The sequence below is a fragment of the Streptococcus sp. SR4 genome (assembly GCF_000517725.1).
Lineage (GTDB): Bacteria > Bacillota > Bacilli > Lactobacillales > Streptococcaceae > Streptococcus > Streptococcus salivarius_F.
The window spans coordinates 1-20,183 of sequence record NZ_AZYW01000026.1 but is presented as its reverse complement, the minus strand read 5'-3'; the positions used below and the strand labels follow the sequence as shown (position 1 = coordinate 20,183).

Below are 20,183 nucleotides of genomic sequence, written 5' to 3'. Positions count from 1 at the left end.
TAGATTAGGAGATCCCTTTATATGAATCTACCAACAGAAGTTCGTTACCGTCCATACGCAGATTGGACAAACGAAGAAAAAACAAAAATTAAAGAAAATGTCGCTAAATCACCTTGGCGTGCAAGTTACCATATCGAACCAGAAACAGGTCTACTTAATGATCCAAACGGTTTTTCTTACTTTAATGGTAAGTTCCAACTCTTCTACCAAAGTTGGCCATTTGGAGCTGCTCATGGTTTGAAACAATGGGTGCATACTGAATCTGAAGATTTGGTTCACTTTACAGAAACTGGTGTCAAACTCTTGCCAGACCATGAAAATGATAGCCACGGTGCCTACTCAGGTTCTGCTTATCAAATCGGTGATAAACTCTTTATCTTCTACACAGGTAACGTTCGTGATGAAAACTGGATTCGTGACCCACGTCAAATCGGCGCTTGGATGGATAAAGACGGCAAAATCGAAAAATTCGACAAGGTTCTTATCAAACAACCTGCTGACGCTACTGGGCACTTCCGTGACCCTCAAATCTTCGATTACAAGGGACAATTCTACGCTATCGTAGGTGCTCAAAACCACGATAAACAAGGTTATATCAAACTTTACAAGGCAGTAGACAATGATGTCGAAAACTGGGTTGAGGTTGGTAATCTTGACTTTGGTGGCACTGGGTCAGAGTACATGATTGAGTGTCCTAACCTTGTCTTTGTAGATGGCAAACCTGTTCTTCTTTATAGCCCACAAGGTCTCGATAAAGCTGGACTTGACTACGGTAACATCTACCCTAACACTTATAAGATTTTCCAAGATTTCGACACAGAAAAACCTGCCCTCGTTGATGGCACACCAATTATCAACTTGGACTACGGATTTGAAGCATATGCAACTCAAGGCTTTAATACTCCAGATGGTCGTGCCCTTATTGTCAGCTGGATCGGTCTTCCAGATGTGGACTATCCAACTGACAAATACGACTACCAAGGGGCTATGAGCTTGGTTAAAGAATTGTCTATTAAAGATGGCAAACTCTACCAATATCCAGTCGAAGCCATTACAAGCTTACGTGCTAGCCAAGAAGATTTCTCTGAAAAAACGGCAACAACTAACACTTACGAGCTTGAACTTAACTTTGAAGCTAACACTCAAACAGAACTTGTCCTCTTCGCAGACCAAGAAGGAAATGGCTTGTCACTTACAGTTGATACTGAAAACGGAAAAGTTATCCTTGACCGTTCTAAAGCTGGTGAACAATATGCGACTGACTTTGGCACAAGTCGTGAATGTACTCTTGATGCCGGTCAAGCTGCAACAGCAAACATCTTTGTAGACAATTCAATCGTTGAAATTTTCTTCAACAAAGGTGAAAAAGTCTTCACTAGCCGCGTCTTCCCAAGTGCAGAACAAACTGGTATCAAAGTGACATCAGGGAACGTTTCTGGACACTACTTCGACTTGAAATACTAAGGTGATTTATGGTCGCAAAGCTTACTGACGTTGCCGAACTGGCTGGTGTGAGCCCAACCACAGTTTCTCGCGTCATAAACAAAAAGGGCTACCTCTCACAGAAGACCATTGACAAAGTTCACGCTGCTATGCAAGAACTCAACTATAAACCTAATAATTTAGCTCGAGGTCTTCAAGGAAAGTCGGCCAAACTTGTTGGCTTGATTTTCCCAAATATCTCCAATGTCTTTTATGCTGAGCTTATTGAACGTCTTGAAGATGAACTCTTTAAGCAAGGCTATAAAACCATCATTTGTAACAGTGAGCATGATCCTAACAAGGAAAAGGACTATTTGGAGATGCTTGCCGCCAATCAATGTGATGGCATCATCTCGTCTAGCCACAATCTTGGCATTGAGGATTATGAGAAGGTTGAAGCTCCCATCGTTGCCTTCGACCGTAATCTCGCCCCAAAGATTCCTATCGTTTCATCTGACAACTTTGAAGGTGGGAAGTTAGCCGCAAGAGCTCTGGTTAAAGCTGGTTGTCAACGAATTGTCATGATTACAGGTTATGATAATTCGGATTCTCCAACAGGACTCCGTCAACTAGGTTTTAATTATGAGTTGGACAAAAAAGGTATTATCTGTCCCGTTCCAAACGATTTGTCTCTCATGCGACGAGAATTAGAAATCAAATCTATCATTTCTCGTGAAAAGCCAGATGGCATCTTTGTTTCGGACGATTTAACAGCTATCTTGGTTATGAAGGTAGTTAGACAATTGGAACTTTCTATCCCTGATGACCTTAAAATCATCGGTTATGACGGTACTGCCTTTATCCGTCACTTCTACCCAGAGCTAGCAACCATCCAACAACCTTTAGATGAAATCGCTAAGCTTTGTGTCGAAATTCTTCTCAAGAAAATTAAAGGCAAAACAGTTAATCGTGATTACGTGCTTCCAGTAAATTTGATTGCCGGTGGTAGTATATAAATAAAAGTCGCAAGAAATCTCCGCTTGCGACTTTTTTTCTTGTTAAATTTGTAGAAAAAAGAAGTTGAAATAGTGTTCAACTTCTTTTGCTTATGCTTCATCTGTCACGAACTGACTAAGTACACCGTTAATGAACTTAGCAGATGTTTCTTCAGAATATTTTTTAGCGATTTCAATGATTTCGTTGATAGCCACACGTCCTGGTGTTTCTTCAAATGACGTGATTTCATAAAGTCCTAAACGAAGGAGGGTACGATCTGTCACAATCAAACGTGAGAGACTCCAACCTTCTTTCAATTTTTCTTCAATTTGACTATCAAGTTGAGCCAACTCTTCACGGACGCCTGTTACTAGGCTAAGGAGAAAGGCTGGTACATCAACTTCAGTTTCTTCGTCAATTGGCTTGTCATAAGTGTAAGCGAAATGTGCTTGTTCCAGAGCTTCACCACCAAATTCAAGGGCAAAAAGCGTTTGAAAAGCACGCTCACGAAGGTCACGACGTGAATCTTTAAAGATATTAGTCATTCAAAAAATCCTCGTTAAACAATTCAGCCAAGTCTGGTTTTTGTGACTTTTCAGTAACAATAGATTCAACGTGAACGTTGACTTCTGAAATTGCCACTTCTGCCATATCATAGACAGCTGCTTTAACAGCCTTTTGAATTTCAATTGAAACCGCTGGTACGTTAACCCCATACTGAAGTGAAACGTAGATATCAGCATTTACAGTACCATCTTCTTCTGTTCGGAGGTAAACACCACGTCCCAAGCTTGTTTTGCTGAGACTATCCGTAACATTTTTATTTTGAAGGGCGTAAACACCTTCCACTTTAGTTGCAGCGATACCTGTAATCACTTCGAGCACGCGAGGGGCAATTACAATTTCACCGATATTTTCTGTAGTCATCGCATGTTTCCTTTCCGTTAGTTTGGAAAATAAAGCCTTCAAACCAATGGTTTGAAAGACTTAGTCGGGCTTAGGCACGTGATACGTAAGTACCTTCAGCTGTGTTGATAACCAATTTTTGACCAGCTTCGATAAAGTCTGGAACGTTAACCACAAGACCAGTTTCAAGTGTTGCAGGTTTACCTGAACCTGTAACTGTTGCACCCTTGATTGATGGTTGTGTTTCAGTAACAGTCAATTCAACAGTTGTTGGTACTTGCACACCGATAACTTCTGTTCCGTAGAATTGGATTTTTACTTCTGAGTTTTCAAGGATAAATTTCAATTCTTCTTGAACGTTGGCTACTGGAATTTCATATTGGTCATATGTTTCAGTGTTCATGAAGTATGCAGTATCATCCATTTGGTACAAGTATTGTGCTGGTACTGTTTCGATGATTGCTTGTTCAAATTTTTCTTCTGGACGGTAGCTAGTATCAAAAGTTGAACCTGAGCGAACATCACGCAATTTCATACGCATGATTGTATTACCTTTACCAGGTTTGTGGTGGCTAGCTTCAAGAACTTTGATCAATTTGCCATCGTTAGTTACGAAAGTCATACCCGCACGGAGTTTACTTGCTTCAATCATTATTAAATACCTCTTTGTAAAAAATTATTATCAGTTTATTCTACCATAAATGACAGCATGGCTCAAATGTTTTATAGATTCAAACCCAATCCTCAGGCTTTTTTCAAAGAACAAACTAGTCATCCATTCCTAAGTGAACCTCTGGGACATCATGTTGCAAATAAGAAACACCCTTTTGTTCCATCAACTCAATCGCAAATGGGTGCGGTCTATAATTGGCCTTGTAAGTAATCTTTACGATACCAGCTTGCAAGAGAGCTTTGGTGCAGTTGATACAAGGAAAATGCGTCACATAAATCTCTGTATTTTTGGTAGAAATCCCCTCTTTGGCACATTGGATAAGGGCATTCATCTCTGCGTGTACCGTACGAATACAATGACCATCTTCCATGTAGTGACCTACTTCGTTACAGTTATCAGTCTCAGAAACCCCGCCATTATAACCTGTAGCGATAATACGCTTGTCCTTGACTAAAACAGCCCCAACAAAGGCACGATCACACGTAGAACGCTTAGAAATCAGCTCTGCATTAGCCATAAAATAATCTTGCCAAGATAAACGGTTTGGCATAAAGTATTCCTCCAAATCTTAGAGAACAATCAATTCCTTAGGCGCAAGGGTAATCAATTCACAACCATTCTCTGTGATAATGATGTCATCTTCGATACGAACACCATATTTATCAGCCAAATAAACACCTGGCTCGTCCGTCAAGACCATGCCAGCTTCGATAGTTTCATCAGAATTACCAAAGTAAGGAATCTCGTGAATGTCAAGACCGATACCATGTCCGATACCATGTGTAAAGTAATCACCGTACCCCGCTTCGACAATAACATCACGCGCAACCTTATCATAGTCACGACGTGTCATGCCAGCCTTAGCCGCATCAATCAAGGCCTGGTTAGAACGTAAAACGATATCATAAATTTCACGCTCCTCATCAGTAGTGTCACCAATATGGATAGTACGAGTCATATCGCTAACGTAGTGGTTGTAGTAGCATCCAAAGTCCATAGTCAGGGTCTCACCAGATTGAATAACCTTTTCTGAAGCAACCCCGTGAGGCATAGCTGAACGGTAACCTGAAGCAATGATAGACTCAAAGGAAATCCCTGAAGCTCCGTACTCGCGCATACGGAAATCTAGGAAGTTTGCCACTTGTAGCTCTGTTGTTTGACCTGGTTTAATGAAATCAAGCACATCTGTAAAGGCACGGTCTGAGATAGAACAAGCCTTACGGATAGTTGCCAATTCTTTTTCGTCCTTGATCATACGCAACTCTTCCATGAAATTGCTTTGTGGTGACAAAGTGTAGCCTTCAAAAATCGCTTGAAGACCTTGGTAGTAAGCAAATGACACCTGATTATCGAAACCGATAGTTTCAAGTTTATCAGACTCGATAATTTTAACAATATCCTTAAGTGGATCCTTAGTTTCAATAATATCAAAGCCATGCACAGATTGTTTGGCAATGAGGGTATAACGTGAATCCGTTAAGAAGAGGCGACGATTCTTAGTAATGAAGACAGTCGCATTTGTCCCCCAGAAATCTGTTAAATAATAGATATTTTTTTGTCCTGTCACCAACAAGGCATCAAGGCCTGATTGGGCAAGTTTAGCATCAAATCGTTCAAGTCTACGTTGCATTATGAATTACTCCTTTGGTATTTTAGGTTAATTATACCAAATTTTCAGACTTTAAAGGATTAAATTGGCATTTTAGATAGTTTTTTTGATGTCATAAAGAAAAAGTCAGATGAAACTCTGACTTTATTAGCATTACACAAAGGCTCGCTTTTCGTAGATAGTTGGCGCAAAGAGGAGCAAAACCAAAGTCCAAGCAAACAAAACAAGGGCTTCGCGAAGACTGAAGAACTGTTGACCGCTAGTAAAGACTGCTCGCATAAAGCTAAATGGCACATAAGTCATCAGCTTAGTCATGGTATCCCCTAAACTAGCCAAATAGAGCGTAAAGAAAGTCATTCCTGTCACTCCAAAATAGGCCGTTACAAAGGCTGTCAAGGTATTTTTTACAAACAAGACAAGCAAAGAGGAAACCATATAAATAAAGGCTCCATAGAGTAGGAAATCAATATAGATGTTTCTAATATAATCCCACAAAGGAAAATCTACATGTTGCACAGAATATTTGTAGAAGGCCAACTCCAAAACCAAAATAGTAGCAGCAACTATAGACAACACAAGGAAACTTAAGAGTTTTCGAAGAATAACCTCGCGTCCAGATAAGGAAGACACCCTAATCATATTAATTGTTCGATTCTGAAATTCTCGTCCAAGACTAGATACTGCTAGATAAGCAAAAACGATATCCACGATAAAGGAATAACTGGCAATAATCGCTGATGGCCCAAGGTAATCTCCCTTATAGCCATCACATAAGATTACAATTGCACCAATCAAGGCTACCAATCCAAGACAAATAAAGACACTCCTTGTCACACATTCCTGCTTTAAAAATACCGTTCTCAATTTACTTTTCATTGAATAGCACCTCACTTAATCCTTCTTTTTCATAAGTAAAAGGAATCCCCTCCCGATCCATAACCTGCTTAACAGCTGCTAATCCTTTGACTAAGATGTCATGATTTTGTCGTTCAAAAGATAGACCATTTAATTTGAGCAGAGACATCAATGACTTCAAACTTAAATCCTCAGTATAAATCTTGTATTTGACATTATTACTGTCATCTAAGTAAATCAGCTTATGATTCTTCAACAAATAGTTTTTCGTACAAACCTGTTCAAGGTTAGACAGGATATGACTTGAGATAATAAAGGTTAGGCCATAATTTTTAGCTAACTTTTTAATTAATGTGAGAAGACTGTTGATTCCATTGGGATCCAGACCATTTGTAGGCTCATCAAGAAGGATGAGTTCATCGGAAGCAATTAAGGCGATAAACAACCCCACGCGTTGCTTCATTCCCAAAGACAATTTGGAAGCCTTGCGTCTAAGATAGGCCGCCACCTCCAACTCGTCCTTATAACGGTCAATCAACGCATAATCCTTACTGTACAACTTACAATAAAATTTAAGGTTTGCTTCAACAGTCATGTTAGGATATAGGGCTGGAGCTTCAATCAAGGCTCCTACACTTTTTGTTTTTAAGTCAATAATATCCTTGGGTCCTGTCAAAATACCTGATACTAGTTTCATCAGGGTCGTCTTCCCTACACCATTATTACCAATCAAACCGGCAATATCCCCCTTCTCTAACGTGAACGAGATATTATCCAAAACGGTTTGCTTTCCAAAACTATAGGTTAAGCCTTTCACCGCTAGCACTGTCATGTATCTACCTTTCTTTGTTTAAATAACTAGCCCAATCGCTTATGATACTCGAAGAAATGACCTTAGATTAAGTCCGATGAAATCATATTTGATAAATTCTTTTATTTCTCGACTTAGAAAATAGTCTGTTAGAAAAATTTCCCTAAAAGACTTATAAGCAGGTCTGTTAGATTCCTAAAAACTTGCTTAATTTGAGACATTAGGCTATTAACAGACTGGTCTGTATGATTAACTGTATTCTCACCACCATACTTGATAGTATCTTCAGAGGGGGATTCAGGTAAGGGATTTTCCGCCTTCTCTACTACCTCTGTTCCCTCTCGTGTCTCCGTTTTCTCAGTTTCTTCCTTAAAAACAGCCTGATAAATAGCTTGGGCATCTGGAGCACTGCCAAGATAGCCAGAAACCAATTGACCATTTTTGAGACGAATTACACTTGGAGTCCCTGGAATACCTAGCTTATCAAATAGTATTTTACGAGACTCACGGTCCAGCTGATCCGAATCTGTATTGTAATAAAGAAGCTGACCATCAATCAGGGTATTGAAATCCTTCAAAACTGGAGAATTTTGACGACAATAGTAGCAGGTTGGCCGGCCAACATAAAGGATATGGTCTCCGCCATCTTCAGTCAACATATTTGTGACATCACTATAAGAGACTGGCTTCAGGTTTTCAAGATTCTTTTCATAAGTTTCAACCGAAACCTCTTCGGACCTCACTTCTGTCTCAGCCACTCCTGTCTGTGATGATGGAAGAAGTGAATTTTCCTTTGTCTCACTATTAGATTCAGCCTTCTCAACCACTTGTTCGGAGGTTGTTTCGGAAGAAATCTGTACATTATCTACCTGACTATTCTCAACAAAATTATTGGATAATTCGATTGTAGATTCCTTAACATCTGGCTCATCCGCTGCTCCACTAAGCACTGCTAACTGGCAAGTACCTAAAACAAAACTCGCCATCAAAATAAATTGTATTTTCTTCATGTGTTCTCCTTATTTGTTTACTGTGTGACATCTTATCTTTTACCCATTAACAAAAGCAAGGGTACCATGACATTAATTACCATATTTCTCTCCTTTTTCTATTTAATTAGCACTTTAACAACTAGGTCCAAGCTATGAACTTCATTATAAGAGCTTAACAAGATAAAAAATAGTGACATAGATGTCACCATTCCATAGAATTAAAGACAAAAAGAAAAGGCTAAGTATATAAACTCAACCTGAGACTATAGCAATTAGCAGAGAAAATCATTTCTCCTTGTCCTTACCCGCTACCCTAAGCGCGAACAAAGAAAAAGCTAGCGAAAGTGTTGACCAGACGAGACAATGGTCAATAAAGGCAACGCCTTCGGTGAAACTTAACGTAGCATTTATGATCACAATAAATAGCCAGACAATCACGATAACAATGCTTAAGCTTCTAATAAGATTATTTTTCTGTTTATCCATATTCTTATTTTCCATATCTGGTCCTCATCTTAACTTCTAATCGCCATAAGGGTATTTTCTTTTTAACCACCATCTGTCCCAACCTAATCGTTCAGGAAAAGTCTTGGGCCTATATACAAAATTACCTCCTGTGACATTTTCTAAGGTTTCAGCAGTTAGCTCTTCGCCATATGCTTTAGTACGCATTCTTATTTCTCCTTTATTTTCAAAAATTACAGCAATAACTACTTGGACTATTCAAAGACTTGCTGTCTTTAAAACCTAGTGAGTTTAGCTACAATGTCATTATAAGTTCCTCTTTTTCAAAAAAATAGTGACATAGATGTCACTATCACTAAACACAAAAAGACAGGCCTTTATAAAACCTGTTCCAAAACTTGCTTATTTCTACGATGTCTTACAATAAGATAAAAAATAACTTCAAAAAGGAGGAAACTAAAATAAAATCCTATGACATAAAGCAAAGTTTCCCATTTATCTGTTGCTGATTGAAAATGGCCATGATGATCCACTGTACGAATGCTAATCAAAAGACAAATATCTAGAAATAGGGCTAGTAGAATGCCGTTAAAGGCTATGAAAAAACGCTTTTTAACCATAATACAACTCCTTTTTGTTTTTCTTAACTGTAGGATAGCAAGCTCAACTTAAATTAGCCTAAAGCAAAAAAAGACTCCGAGAGCCTTTTTCCTTTATTTCAATTTTTCTTTCAAATATTGTCCAGTGTAGCTTTCTGGAACAGCTGCTACCTCTTCTGGAGTCCCTGTAGCTACGATGGTACCTCCACCGACACCGCCTTCAGGACCCAAATCAATGATATGGTCTGCTGTCTTTATAACATCCAGATTGTGCTCGATTACGAGAACAGTGTTCCCATCGTCCGCAAAACGCTGCAACACCTTCAAGAGACGCGCAATGTCATCTGTATGAAGACCTGTCGTAGGTTCATCTAGAATATAGAAAGACTTCCCTGTAGAGCGTTTGTGCAACTCACTAGCTAGCTTCATACGTTGGGCTTCACCACCTGAGAGGGTTGTTGCTGGTTGTCCCAGGGTCACATATCCAAGTCCTACATCCTTGATAGTCTGTACCTTACGAGCAATCTTAGGAATAGCCGCAAAGAAGTCAACTGCGTCATCAACTGTCATATCCAGAATCTCCGCAATATTTTTTCCTTTATAACGAACTTCTAAGGTTTCTGAATTATAGCGTGTGCCATGGCAAACCTCACAAGGAACATAAACATCAGGTAGGAAGTGCATCTCAATCTTGATAATACCATCACCAGAGCAGGCTTCACAACGGCCACCCTTGACATTGAAAGAGAAACGCCCCTTCTTATAACCTCGAATCTTGGCCTCATTGGTTTGAGCAAACAGATCACGAATATCGTCAAAAACGCCTGTGTAAGTCGCTGGATTAGAACGAGGTGTACGCCCAATTGGACTTTGGTCAATATCAATCAATCGCTCGATATGCTCGATTCCTGTCACTGATTTGTGTTTACCTGGCTTCTCACTATTACGATTAAGCTCTTGGGCAATTTTTTTCTTGAGAATTCCGTTAACCAAAGTCGATTTTCCCGAACCAGAAACACCTGTGACTGCAATCAACTTTCCAAGTGGAAACTTGACAGACACATTCTTAAGGTTATTTTCGCTAGCTCCTGTAACCTCGATAAAACGACCATTACCTACACGACGTTCCGTCGGTACAGGAATTGATTTAGCACCTGACAAATATTGCCCAGTGATTGATTTCTTGTTCTTAGCCACTTCCTCTGGAGTTCCCGAAGCCATGATTTGCCCACCAAAGGCACCAGCACCAGGTCCCACATCGATAAGCCAGTCAGCCTCACGCATGGTATCTTCATCATGCTCCACCACAATCAAGGTATTGCCAAGGTCACGCATCTTTTTAAGACTTGAAATCAAGCGATCATTGTCACGCTGATGAAGCCCAATAGAAGGCTCATCCAAAACATATAGGACTCCAGAAAGATTAGAGCCAATCTGTGTCGCCAAACGGATACGCTGACTCTCACCACCTGAAAGAGTTCCAGCCATACGAGAGAGAGTCAAATAATTAAGACCTACATTATTTAGGAAAGTCAAGCGATCCTTGATTTCCTTAACAATTGGACGAGCGATCACTCCCTCGTTTTCACCTAATTCAAGGTTATCGATTTCCTTAAGATGATCTGAAATAGACAAATCAGAGATTTGACCAATATTGAGACCATTCTCACCACCAACACGAACTGAGAGTGCTGCTTCGTTAAGACGATAGCCATGACAAGTTGGACATGACAGCTCATTCATATAACCTCGCATGACATTGCGAGTGAAATCACTATTGGTCTCGTGATAGCGACGATTGATATTAGTCACAACCCCTTCAAAAGGAATATCAATATCACGAACCCCACCAAAATCATTAACATAATGGAAATGGAATTCACGATCCCCAGATCCGTAGAGAATCAAATCTTGTTCTTCTTTTTTAAGATCTTCAAATGGCGTATCCATATCCACGCCGAACTGCTCCATAGCCTGCTCAAGCATGGCTGGATAGTAGTTGGACGAAATAGGATTCCAAGGCGCCAGAGCACCTTCACGTAAGGTCTTACTAGCATCAGGGATAACCAAATCCATATCAACTTCCAGTTTATTACCCAAACCATCACAGGTCGGACAAGAGCCAAATGGCGCATTGAATGAAAAGAGACGAGGCTCCAACTCTGGCACTGTGAAGCCACAAACCGGACAAGAATAATGTTCTGAGTAAAGCAGTTCATTATCATCCATGGTATCCACAATCAAGTAGCCATCTGCTAAACGTAGGGCCGCCTCCACCGAATCAAAGAGACGACTACGGATACCATCCTTATTCACCAAGCGGTCTACAACTACTTCTATATTATGCATTTTAGACTTAGACAACTCTGGCACTTCTGTGACATCGTAAATCTCACCATCTACACGAACACGAACATAACCGTCCTTTTGTACACGCTCAAAAACGGCCTTGTGTTGCCCTTTTCTACGACGAACAATCGGCGCTAAAATCTGCATACGCGTACGCTCAGGAAGAGCTAGAACCTCGTCCACAATCTGTTCCACAGAGGATGACTGAATGGCCCCATGACCATTAGGACAATAAGGAACACCCACACGGGCATAAAGAAGACGAAGATAGTCATTAATCTCTGTTGCCGTTCCGACCGTCGAACGAGGGTTTTTGCTTGTTGTTTTCTGGTCAATGGAGATGGCAGGACTCAAACCATCAATCGAGTCCACATCAGGTTTCTCCATATTTCCCAAAAACTGGCGGGCATAGGCTGAGAGACTTTCCACATAACGACGTTGCCCCTCTGCATAGATGGTATCAAAGGCCAAAGAAGACTTACCAGAACCTGACAAGCCCGTCACCACCACCAGTTTATCACGCGGAATCTCCACATCGATATTTTTTAAATTGTGAGCTCTTGCTCCATGAATCACTAACTTATCTTGCATATTTTTAAGAGGCCCTAGCGCAAAAGCTACTGCCGCTCCTTTCTACAGACGGATGGAAAATCCATCCCGACTTTCTCTCATAATTATAACAAAATTTCAATTTATCCAGCCCAAAAATGTTTCAAATGTAGTATAATGGTGGAGTGTCTAAAAAAGGCAAGGAACATCATCCCAAGCCTCATTTGACAGCACTAAAAAAGCTAAGAGCAGTGTTTATTGGACTTAAAAGCGATTGTAAAAATCCTTTTATAATCAAGACGCCAGCGCTTACTTAATGACGAAGGAGGGGTTCCCATTGAAACAAATGTTCTTATCCACCGGAAAAGAATTCAAAGAAATTGAAACATTCGAGCCTGGTGCTTGGATTCATTTGGTGAACCCTTCCCAAGAAGAAGCCATGAAGGTTGCAGAACGGTTTAACATTGATATTCAAGACCTCCGCGCCCCTCTGGACGTGGAAGAAACTTCACGTATCGATGTCGAAGATGACTACACCCTGATTCTGGTCGACGTCCCAACCCAAGAAGAGCGTAATAACAAAAGCTACTACGTCACTATTCCATTGGGTATCATCGTTACTGATGAGGTGGTTGTTACTACCTGTCTTGAGGACATCAGTCTCATGGATAACTTCCTCAACCACCGTGTACGTAACTTCTACACCTTCATGAAGACCCGTTTTGTCTTTCAGATTCTTTATCGCAATGCCCAACTTTACCTAACCGCCCTACGTTCTATCGATCGTCAAAGTGATAAATTGGAAGCTCAGTTGGAAAATGCGACAAAAAACGAGCACTTGATTGACATGATGGAATTGGAAAAATCCATTGTCTATCTAAAAGCCTCACTTAAGATGAATGAGCGAATTGTTAAAAAGCTAACAGGTAACGCCTCTAGCTTGAAAAAATATATCGAGGACGAGGATCTCTTGGAAGATACACTGGTCGAAACCCAACAGGCCATTGAGATGGCAGGCATCTATGAAAATGTCTTGAATGCCATGGCTGAAACCTCTGCCTCTATCATTGGCAATAACCAGAACACTATCATGAAAACACTCGCTCTCATGACTATGGCTCTGGACATCCCAACCGTTATCTTCTCCGCCTACGGTATGAACTTTAAAAACAATTCTATGCCACTAAACGATTTAGATAACGCCTTTTGGGTCATCTTCTTCATCGCAGCTTTCGGGTCATCCTGCGTTGTTATCTACTTTATCAGGAAAAAATGGTTCTAACATAGAGCCTCTTCTTTTCCCTAAACTTTAAAACTAAAAAAATAATACTATTTATCGAAAGGTCATCTCATGGACATCCAAAAACTCACCAAGAAAAACCAAGAATTTATCCACATCGCAACTAACCAACTCATCAAAGATGGTAAATCAGACCAAGAAATCAAAGACATTCTTGGCAATGTCATTCCTGAACTTATCGAAAATCAGAAAAAAGGAATTACAGGACGTGGACTCCTTGGTGCTCCAACTGTTTGGGCTGCTAGTTTCTCTCCTGAAAAACACCAAAAACCTGAAACTGATAAGCCTAACAAAGAAGTGCCAGAAACAGATAAAACACCTTGGAAGATGTGGCTTGATACCTCACTCTTCCTTCTAGCCATCGTTGCTATCATGAACGCAATCTTTGGTTTCTCAGGTACACAAACTAGCTACGGTCTCACAACCCTTCTTTCAGTGTCATTCATTGGAGGCCTTGCTATGTATACCCCTTATCACTACATCTACCGTCACAATAACAAACCAAAAGAAGAACGTCCAAAATGGTGGTTCAGCATGACCGTCATCACACTCTCTTTTATTGCATGGTTTGCTCTCTTTAGTCTTACAGCCCTTCTTCCAAGCTACCTCAACCCTGGTCTTTCACCAATTGTGATCCTTATCATTGGTGTCATTGCTGGTGTTGCCAAATACTTCTTCAAACGTCATTACAACGTCCAAAGTACTTACGCACCTGCATCTTAATCAATCTCAACCTCAAGTACCCTTATGGGTGCTTTTTTACGTCAGAAATCTTGACACAGTTGGCTATTCTATACTAAAATGTTAAAGTTAATAGACAAAAGAAAGAATTCCAATAGATGCGTATCAAATTCCCTCTACTAATCATTGCTTGCTGCCTATTACTTATGGCTTGTGGCCACAAGAATACTCAGAAAAACTATCAAGCTTACTATAGTTTTAACAATGTGACGACTTCCACTCAGGAAAAACAGCTAGCAAAAGCCTTAAAAAGCAAGGGCATCCCGACAAAAGACTGGGACAATCTAGCCCCTTATATTAGTCGTTACAATCAGGAAAATACAAACCTCCAACCTGTTGTCAAAAATTGGACCAAAAGTAAAATCGGCAAGGATCAAAATCAATTCGTCACCTTCCTTAATGAAAAAACTTTCGAAGATAACAAATCACATTTTACTGATGACTTAAACTGCCGACGAACATCATTCCTCCTTCTTCATGATCTTATTACAAGTTCAGAGGACCTCACCAAATTAGACCTCCCCCTTCAAAATGAATTTATAGATCTTAAGTCACGCCACAAAGAGCTAACCGCCAAGGATCAAGCTCTCTATAGTCTCCTCTTTGGGGATAATATTAGCTACCAGTCTACGGATGACCTTCTTAAAGCTTGGAAAAAAGCTGGACTCAAGTTCCCAGAAAAGGTTAAACTCCTCTCTGTCTTTCAAAATAGCCCTGGTGATGTCAGCAATTTCCACACGGCTATAGCTTACGAAAAAGATGGCAGTATCTATGTCTTTGAAAAGCAGGACCCAACACTTCCTTATCGCTGGAGCCGCTTCAATAATTGGGCTGACATCAAATCACACTGGTTATCCAATCGCTTCAAAGTCTTCAAAAATAATGTTGATATCCTCGTTAACGACCAAAAATTTGATGATTTCTTAGAAAACGCCCTCTTTATACCACAAAACAACCAACTAGCTCCTCAAGACAAATGAGAGACCAGTTGGTTTTTCTTTACGCTTAACTATAAGACTAAATCTCTCCATGTAGCCCTAGAAATGTCTAAAATCTACAAAATCAAGACAGAAAAAAATACCCTCAATCGAGGGCATTATTTTAGTCTTCGTTTACGTAAGGCATAAGTGCCATAACGCGAGCGCGTTTAATCGCTGTTGTTACTTTACGTTGGTTTTTAGCTGAAGTTCCTGTTACACGACGTGGAAGAATTTTACCACGTTCTGAAACGAAACGGCTAAGAAGCTCAGTATCTTTGTAATCAACATATTCGATTTTGTTAGCTGCGATGTAATCAACTTTTTTACGGCGTTTGAATCCGCCACGACGTTGTTGAGCCATGTTTATTTCTCCTTTATATATTTAATTCGTTTTGTCCATTATTAGAATGGAAGATCGTCATCTGAAATATCCATTGGGTTTGAATTACCAAATGGACTCTCGTCACGACCGAAGTTTGGTGTAGATTGCGCAGGCTGTGATCCACCAAATGAACCACCAGTTGAAGCTCCACCACCGAATGAATTTGAATTATCAAATCCTCCAGCGTTGTAAGAACCACCACTGTGACCTTCACGTGCCGCACGGCTTTCCAACATTTGGAAATTATCAGCGACAACTTCAGTTACGTATACACGTTGACCTTGTTGATTTTCATAGTTACGAGTCTGAATACGACCTGTAATTCCAATCAATGCGCCTTTCTTAGCCCAGTTCGCCAAATTTTCAGCTTGCTGGCGCCAGATAACACAGTTAATAAAGTCAGTTTCACGTTCACCATTAGCACCCTTGAAGTTACGATTAACTGCAAGACTGAATGTAGCAACTGCAACATTACTTGGTGTATAACGAAGTTCCGCATCACGGGTCATGCGACCAACGAGTACGACATTATTAATCATAATCTACCTTCTTACGCGTCAAGTTTAACAATCATGTGACGAAGAATGTCACCGTTGATTTTTGAAAGACGGTCAAACTCGTTAAGAGCAAAATCGTTATCAGATTCAACGTTAACAACGTGGTAAAGTCCTTCACGGAAATCTTGGATTTCGTATGCTAGACGACGTTTTTCCCAATCTTTTGATTCAACAACAGTTGCACCGTTGTCAGTCAAGATAGAATCGAAACGTGCTACCAAAGCGTTTTTAGCTTCTTCTTCAATGTTTGGACGAATGATATAAAGAATTTCGTATTTAGCCATTGATATTTTCCTCCTCTTTTGGTCTAATGACTCATGGTCTTTCGCCACGAGTAAGTGAGGTGCACTCACAAGATATGATTTTACCAAAGAATAGGAGATATTGCAAGGAAAAACTTATTAACTTTATCTTCCAAATAGTAAAAAGTTTAAATGACCAAGAAAAGAGCTAGACCTCATCAGTTATCTTTTCTCCGGTCAAACTTCATGCTAAAATAAAAGAATGCTTTATCATAAAAAGAAATTAGGGGAAAAACTAGGACTTCCAACCTTTAACCACTACTACAATATTCCTATTACTTTCCTAGAATATAACCTTAAAAACTTAGATCCGAGTGATACCTACATTATCACTTTCAAACAGGACAATAACCTCTTTGTTGTTGACATAAGACATCAACTTGGTCATACCAGTCATTTTGATACCGTCTCCCTCTTTGAACAAGACAAGCTCTTATCAGGTATCGCTGCTGTCCCTTTAGCCTCTGTTCATAGCATACAAATCTTGTCTTTTCCAGACAAGTTACACTCTCTGGATTCTAGCCAGCATCTTAAAAATCTGGTCGCTCTTTACTACAAGGATGCTGAAATCATGTGCTACCTCAAGACGACTACAAATATTGGTGACCAGGTGACAAGATATCAATTAGAAGCTAATCAACTAGAAAAACAGGGCAAGGACTTTGACTTCTTCAAATACACCAGCCGAGGTAAGACACAAGAAGAAAATCGTTTATCAGAAGTGTCTAGCAAAGACTACGACTTCATCCCAGATTTTCATCCCTTCTTAAGCTCGCCAAGAAACCAACAGGTTCTAAGCGTACCAGTAACCTACTTTGACGACAAAACGAAACAAACCGCTAGAATAGACATCATGGGCTGGTACATCAAGGACCAGCAGCTTAAGATTCGTTGGAAACCTAAGTACATGCGCAAACGCCGATGGCGTTCTTCACGTATCTCAGTTGACATCGTGACCGGCAACTACTTCTTCCAAGGGCAAATCTATAGAGACAGTAGCGCCCCCATATTTCTGGACAACCTAAGCTTTGATAACAAGGTTCCTAAAAGTTTCCTGCCACATCTCCAGAAACAGTACCAAATCTTTATGGCTCTAGTCGAAGAACAAAAAAGACTGGCTCTCCTACGAAAGGTCCAGTTAAACAATAAGGATTAAGTACCTTTCAGCAAAATTCAACATATCAAAAAGCTCATTCTTACACGCTAGAATGAGCTTTTAAGATTCTTCAATTGTCATTAGAACATCCTTTTGGAATTTTGTAAAAAATATTTTCATAAGGAGGAGTCATTGTGTGTCACCATTTTTATACCTAGCAATCATAGATTACCTCCATCAACTTACAAATAACTTTTTTGTATTGTAAATTTTCTATTACATTGGTATCACTCCCTAAGCTATTTTATGCAATAACTTGAAGTGTCTCCATTTTTATAACGTCCTAAATTCATCATCATAGTAATCACCTCTGATTCGTATGATTTGAGACCTATCTCCCCATTGACCACTCAATGAGATTTACTTGTCGCCGTTCTTATAACGACTTACATCAAACATCAACATAAGCGTCACCTCGGTACTTTTTTACAAGATTTAAGCATTTAACTTTTGTCGATAGTTTACTCATTTGGCATCGGTATCACTCCTTAAGCTATTTTACGCAACAGCTTAAGTGTCTCCGTTTTTATACCTACTAACATTTCTCATGAGCTTTACCTCACTTTTTGACGTTAATCTTGAGTTTAGCTTTCGATTTCTGGTGGTATCACTCCCTTGTAGCTATTTTATGCAACATTTTTAATCGCCGTTTTTATACCTACTGATATTTTTCATGAACTCACCTCGTTCATCTTAAGAATATAGGATTTACGTTTCGTGTGGCATGGGTATCACTCCTTAGGCTATTTTACGCAACAACCTAAGTGTCTCCATTTCTATACCTACTAACATTTCTCATGAGCTTTACCTCACTTTTTCTTAAGTTAACAGATTTGAGTTTGGCTTTCGACTTCTGGTGGTATCACTCCCTTGTAGCTATTTTATGCGACTGAATTAATCTCCGTTCTTGTAACGTCCTACTGTCATGCGGTCACGCTCCTCAGAGATGAATGGTAAAGTTATTTGTTTTGCCTACTGTTTTGTCTAGAGATCTTAGTCTCCGTTTTTGTACCTTGAAATATTGACTCTCACCATGGCTTTTACCTCCTTGATGAATCCTTATCTTCTTTACACTCTTAGTATAATGTAAACGCTTACTTTTGTCAATCTTTTTAACAGAAAAACGCATAATTTTTTGAAAAAAGATTTCTTTGCTACAATAGAGACATGTTAGATTTAAAAGAATACGGCATTGTCATGTGGGATGCTGAGAAAATCGCCTCTTTTCGTCGTACCCTCCTGGACTGGTACGATCGAGAGAAACGAGACCTACCGTGGCGTAGAACTAAAAATCCCTATTATATCTGGGTCAGTGAAATCATGCTACAACAAACCCAGGTTCAGACTGTCATTCCCTATTACGAGCGCTTTTTAGACTGGTTCCCAACAGTTAAGGATTTAGCTGAGGCTCCTGAAGAGAAGCTTCTCAAAGCTTGGGAGGGGCTAGGTTACTATTCACGTGTCCGAAACATGCAAAAGGCTGCGCAACAAATCATGAATGATTTTAATGGTCAGTTTCCAGATACTTATGAAAACATTGCCAAACTCAAGGGCATAGGGCCTTATACTGCTGGTGCGATTTCTAGCATCGCCTTTGGGCTCCCAGAACCCGCTGTTGATGGTAATGTTATGCGAGTCATGGCTCGTCTCTTTGAGGTTAACTACGATATCGGAGACGCCAAAAATCGTAAGATTTTCCAAGCAATTATGGACATTTTGATTGACCCTGACCGTCCAGGTGACTTTAATCAGGCGCTTATGGACCTTGGAACTGATATCGAATCAGCTAAAAATCCGAGACCAGACGAAAGCCCAATTCGCTTTTTCTGTGCAGCCTATCTCAACGGAACTTATGATAAATACCCCATAAAATTACCTAAGAAGAAGCCTAAACCTATGCAAATTCAAGCTTTTATTATCAAAAATGAAAAGGGAGAGTTTTTGCTCGAAAAAAATGTCGAGGGACGTCTACTAGGTGGTTTCTGGTCCTTCCCTATCATGGAAACGGACTTTATTGGTCAACAACTTAGTCTTTTTGAAAAGGACGATTGTATTCTCGAGACAGTCTCTCAAAAGGCTATTTTTGAGGAAAATTATGCCCTCAAACCAGAGTGGACGAATAATAGTTTTACACCCGTAAAGCATACTTTCAGCCACCAAAAATGGACCATCGAGATGGTGGAAGGTAGCGTTAATGACGATAAAGTCACTACCGATAAGGAGCTATGCTGGGTAGCGGCTGAAGACTTCGACCAGTTCCCAATGGCCACACCACAGAAGAAAATGATTAAAACTTATGAAGACAGCAAAAAAGGATAGCGTTGAGTGCTACCCTTTTTCTTATGCATCAATTTTATTGTGCTTCCGGCTACGCAAAGCAAGGTATACTTTTGAAAGAACTACTCCCAAAAAGATATAAAACAACTCCAAATAAGTCACATTTTTTGACATCAAAAATTCAATCATAATACGACACTCCTTTTTATTAAGAACTCCTGCCACTGTTCTTAGTTGTGCTTCTATTATAGGTAAGAGGGCC

At 39.9% G+C, this 20,183-nt stretch carries 23 protein-coding genes; 7 read left to right on the top strand and 16 right to left on the bottom strand.

Features of this window, described 5'->3' with window-relative positions:
- Positions 1–21: 21 nt before the first annotated feature.
- A complete protein-coding gene (locus tag HMPREF1519_RS03570) occupies positions 22–1,464 on the top strand; it encodes a sucrose-6-phosphate hydrolase (RefSeq protein WP_022496299.1) in 1,443 nt (480 codons plus the stop codon).
- Between the two features lie 8 nt (positions 1,465–1,472).
- Entirely contained in the window at positions 1,473–2,438 is a 966-nt protein-coding gene (locus HMPREF1519_RS03565) for a LacI family DNA-binding transcriptional regulator (protein ID WP_014635040.1), read from the top strand.
- A gap of 90 nt (positions 2,439–2,528) precedes the next feature.
- Here the strand turns inward: HMPREF1519_RS03565 and nusB are convergent, their stop codons facing one another.
- The 12 genes from nusB to uvrA all read right to left on the bottom strand — a co-directional run bounded on the left by nusB (position 2,529) and on the right by uvrA (position 12,268).
- Positions 2,529–2,963 (bottom strand): transcription antitermination factor NusB, encoded by a 435-nt coding sequence (gene nusB, locus HMPREF1519_RS03560; RefSeq protein WP_022496298.1) that lies wholly within the window; start codon positions 2,961–2,963, stop codon positions 2,529–2,531.
- Positions 2,956–3,345, bottom strand: coding sequence for an Asp23/Gls24 family envelope stress response protein (locus HMPREF1519_RS03555; RefSeq protein ID WP_002884704.1), 390 nt, complete (start codon positions 3,343–3,345; stop codon positions 2,956–2,958). The genes nusB and HMPREF1519_RS03555 overlap by 8 nt, the downstream gene beginning before the upstream one ends.
- A gap of 70 nt (positions 3,346–3,415) precedes the next feature.
- The gene (gene efp, locus HMPREF1519_RS03550) at positions 3,416–3,976 is read right to left on the bottom strand and encodes an elongation factor P (protein WP_002884532.1); all 561 of its coding nucleotides are present in this window, start codon (positions 3,974–3,976) and stop codon (positions 3,416–3,418) included.
- 115 nt (positions 3,977–4,091) lie between these two features.
- The gene (locus HMPREF1519_RS03545; RefSeq protein ID WP_002884736.1) at positions 4,092–4,547 is read right to left on the bottom strand and encodes a deoxycytidylate deaminase; all 456 of its coding nucleotides are present in this window, start codon (positions 4,545–4,547) and stop codon (positions 4,092–4,094) included.
- Positions 4,548–4,565: 18 nt separating this feature from the next.
- Positions 4,566–5,627: a M24 family metallopeptidase gene (locus HMPREF1519_RS03540; RefSeq protein ID WP_022496297.1), complete on the bottom strand. Its 1,062-nt coding sequence runs from the start codon at positions 5,625–5,627 to the stop codon at positions 4,566–4,568.
- A gap of 132 nt (positions 5,628–5,759) precedes the next feature.
- Positions 5,760–6,482 (bottom strand): ABC transporter permease, encoded by a 723-nt coding sequence (locus HMPREF1519_RS03535; protein WP_022496296.1) that lies wholly within the window; start codon positions 6,480–6,482, stop codon positions 5,760–5,762.
- The gene (locus HMPREF1519_RS10560; protein ID WP_022496295.1) at positions 6,472–7,293 is read right to left on the bottom strand and encodes an ABC transporter ATP-binding protein; all 822 of its coding nucleotides are present in this window, start codon (positions 7,291–7,293) and stop codon (positions 6,472–6,474) included. Before HMPREF1519_RS10560 ends, HMPREF1519_RS03535 begins: the two co-directional genes overlap by 11 nt.
- Before the next feature lie 128 nt (positions 7,294–7,421).
- Entirely contained in the window at positions 7,422–8,282 is an 861-nt protein-coding gene (locus HMPREF1519_RS03525) for a thioredoxin family protein (protein ID WP_022496294.1), read from the bottom strand.
- Between the two features lie 267 nt (positions 8,283–8,549).
- The gene (locus HMPREF1519_RS03520; protein WP_022496293.1) at positions 8,550–8,765 is read right to left on the bottom strand and encodes a hypothetical protein; all 216 of its coding nucleotides are present in this window, start codon (positions 8,763–8,765) and stop codon (positions 8,550–8,552) included.
- Positions 8,766–8,786: 21 nt separating this feature from the next.
- The gene (locus tag HMPREF1519_RS10555; protein ID WP_022496292.1) at positions 8,787–8,936 is read right to left on the bottom strand and encodes a hypothetical protein; all 150 of its coding nucleotides are present in this window, start codon (positions 8,934–8,936) and stop codon (positions 8,787–8,789) included.
- A 170-nt stretch (positions 8,937–9,106) separates the two neighbouring features.
- Positions 9,107–9,349 (bottom strand): DUF3923 family protein, encoded by a 243-nt coding sequence (locus HMPREF1519_RS03515; RefSeq protein ID WP_022496291.1) that lies wholly within the window; start codon positions 9,347–9,349, stop codon positions 9,107–9,109.
- A 93-nt stretch (positions 9,350–9,442) separates the two neighbouring features.
- Positions 9,443–12,268, bottom strand: a complete 2,826-nt coding sequence (gene uvrA, locus HMPREF1519_RS03510; protein ID WP_037611178.1) for an excinuclease ABC subunit UvrA — start codon at positions 12,266–12,268, stop codon at positions 9,443–9,445.
- 295 nt (positions 12,269–12,563) lie between these two features.
- Between uvrA and HMPREF1519_RS03505 the strand changes: the two genes are divergently transcribed.
- The 3 genes from HMPREF1519_RS03505 (at position 12,564) to HMPREF1519_RS03495 (ending at position 15,247) form a co-directional block, all read left to right on the top strand.
- Positions 12,564–13,508, top strand: a complete 945-nt coding sequence (locus HMPREF1519_RS03505) for a magnesium transporter CorA family protein (RefSeq protein ID WP_037611177.1) — start codon at positions 12,564–12,566, stop codon at positions 13,506–13,508.
- A 69-nt stretch (positions 13,509–13,577) separates the two neighbouring features.
- The gene (locus HMPREF1519_RS03500) at positions 13,578–14,249 is read left to right on the top strand and encodes a DUF1129 domain-containing protein (RefSeq protein ID WP_002884401.1); all 672 of its coding nucleotides are present in this window, start codon (positions 13,578–13,580) and stop codon (positions 14,247–14,249) included.
- Between the two features lie 116 nt (positions 14,250–14,365).
- A complete protein-coding gene (locus HMPREF1519_RS03495) occupies positions 14,366–15,247 on the top strand; it encodes a DUF4300 family protein (RefSeq protein ID WP_037611176.1) in 882 nt (293 codons plus the stop codon).
- A 121-nt stretch (positions 15,248–15,368) separates the two neighbouring features.
- Here the strand turns inward: HMPREF1519_RS03495 and rpsR are convergent, their stop codons facing one another.
- The 3 genes from rpsR to rpsF are packed head-to-tail and all read right to left on the bottom strand — an operon-like array spanning position 15,369 to position 16,470.
- Complete coding sequence (rpsR, locus tag HMPREF1519_RS03490) at positions 15,369–15,608, bottom strand: 30S ribosomal protein S18 (RefSeq protein ID WP_000068665.1); 240 nt, start codon at positions 15,606–15,608, stop codon at positions 15,369–15,371.
- A gap of 41 nt (positions 15,609–15,649) precedes the next feature.
- Positions 15,650–16,168: a single-stranded DNA-binding protein gene (locus tag HMPREF1519_RS03485; protein ID WP_002891844.1), complete on the bottom strand. Its 519-nt coding sequence runs from the start codon at positions 16,166–16,168 to the stop codon at positions 15,650–15,652.
- 11 nt (positions 16,169–16,179) lie between these two features.
- Positions 16,180–16,470: a 30S ribosomal protein S6 gene (gene rpsF / locus HMPREF1519_RS03480; protein ID WP_002884188.1), complete on the bottom strand. Its 291-nt coding sequence runs from the start codon at positions 16,468–16,470 to the stop codon at positions 16,180–16,182.
- 220 nt (positions 16,471–16,690) lie between these two features.
- Between rpsF and HMPREF1519_RS03475 the strand changes: the two genes are divergently transcribed.
- Both HMPREF1519_RS03475 and mutY read left to right on the top strand, forming a co-directional pair.
- Positions 16,691–17,644 (top strand): hypothetical protein, encoded by a 954-nt coding sequence (locus HMPREF1519_RS03475; protein ID WP_037611175.1) that lies wholly within the window; start codon positions 16,691–16,693, stop codon positions 17,642–17,644.
- A 1,167-nt stretch (positions 17,645–18,811) separates the two neighbouring features.
- Positions 18,812–19,963: an A/G-specific adenine glycosylase gene (gene mutY, locus HMPREF1519_RS03470; protein ID WP_037611174.1), complete on the top strand. Its 1,152-nt coding sequence runs from the start codon at positions 18,812–18,814 to the stop codon at positions 19,961–19,963.
- Positions 19,964–19,984: 21 nt separating this feature from the next.
- Here the strand turns inward: mutY and HMPREF1519_RS10670 are convergent.
- The coding region (locus tag HMPREF1519_RS10670; protein WP_231470850.1) for a hypothetical protein at positions 19,985–20,183 on the bottom strand (199 nt) is incomplete at its 5' end.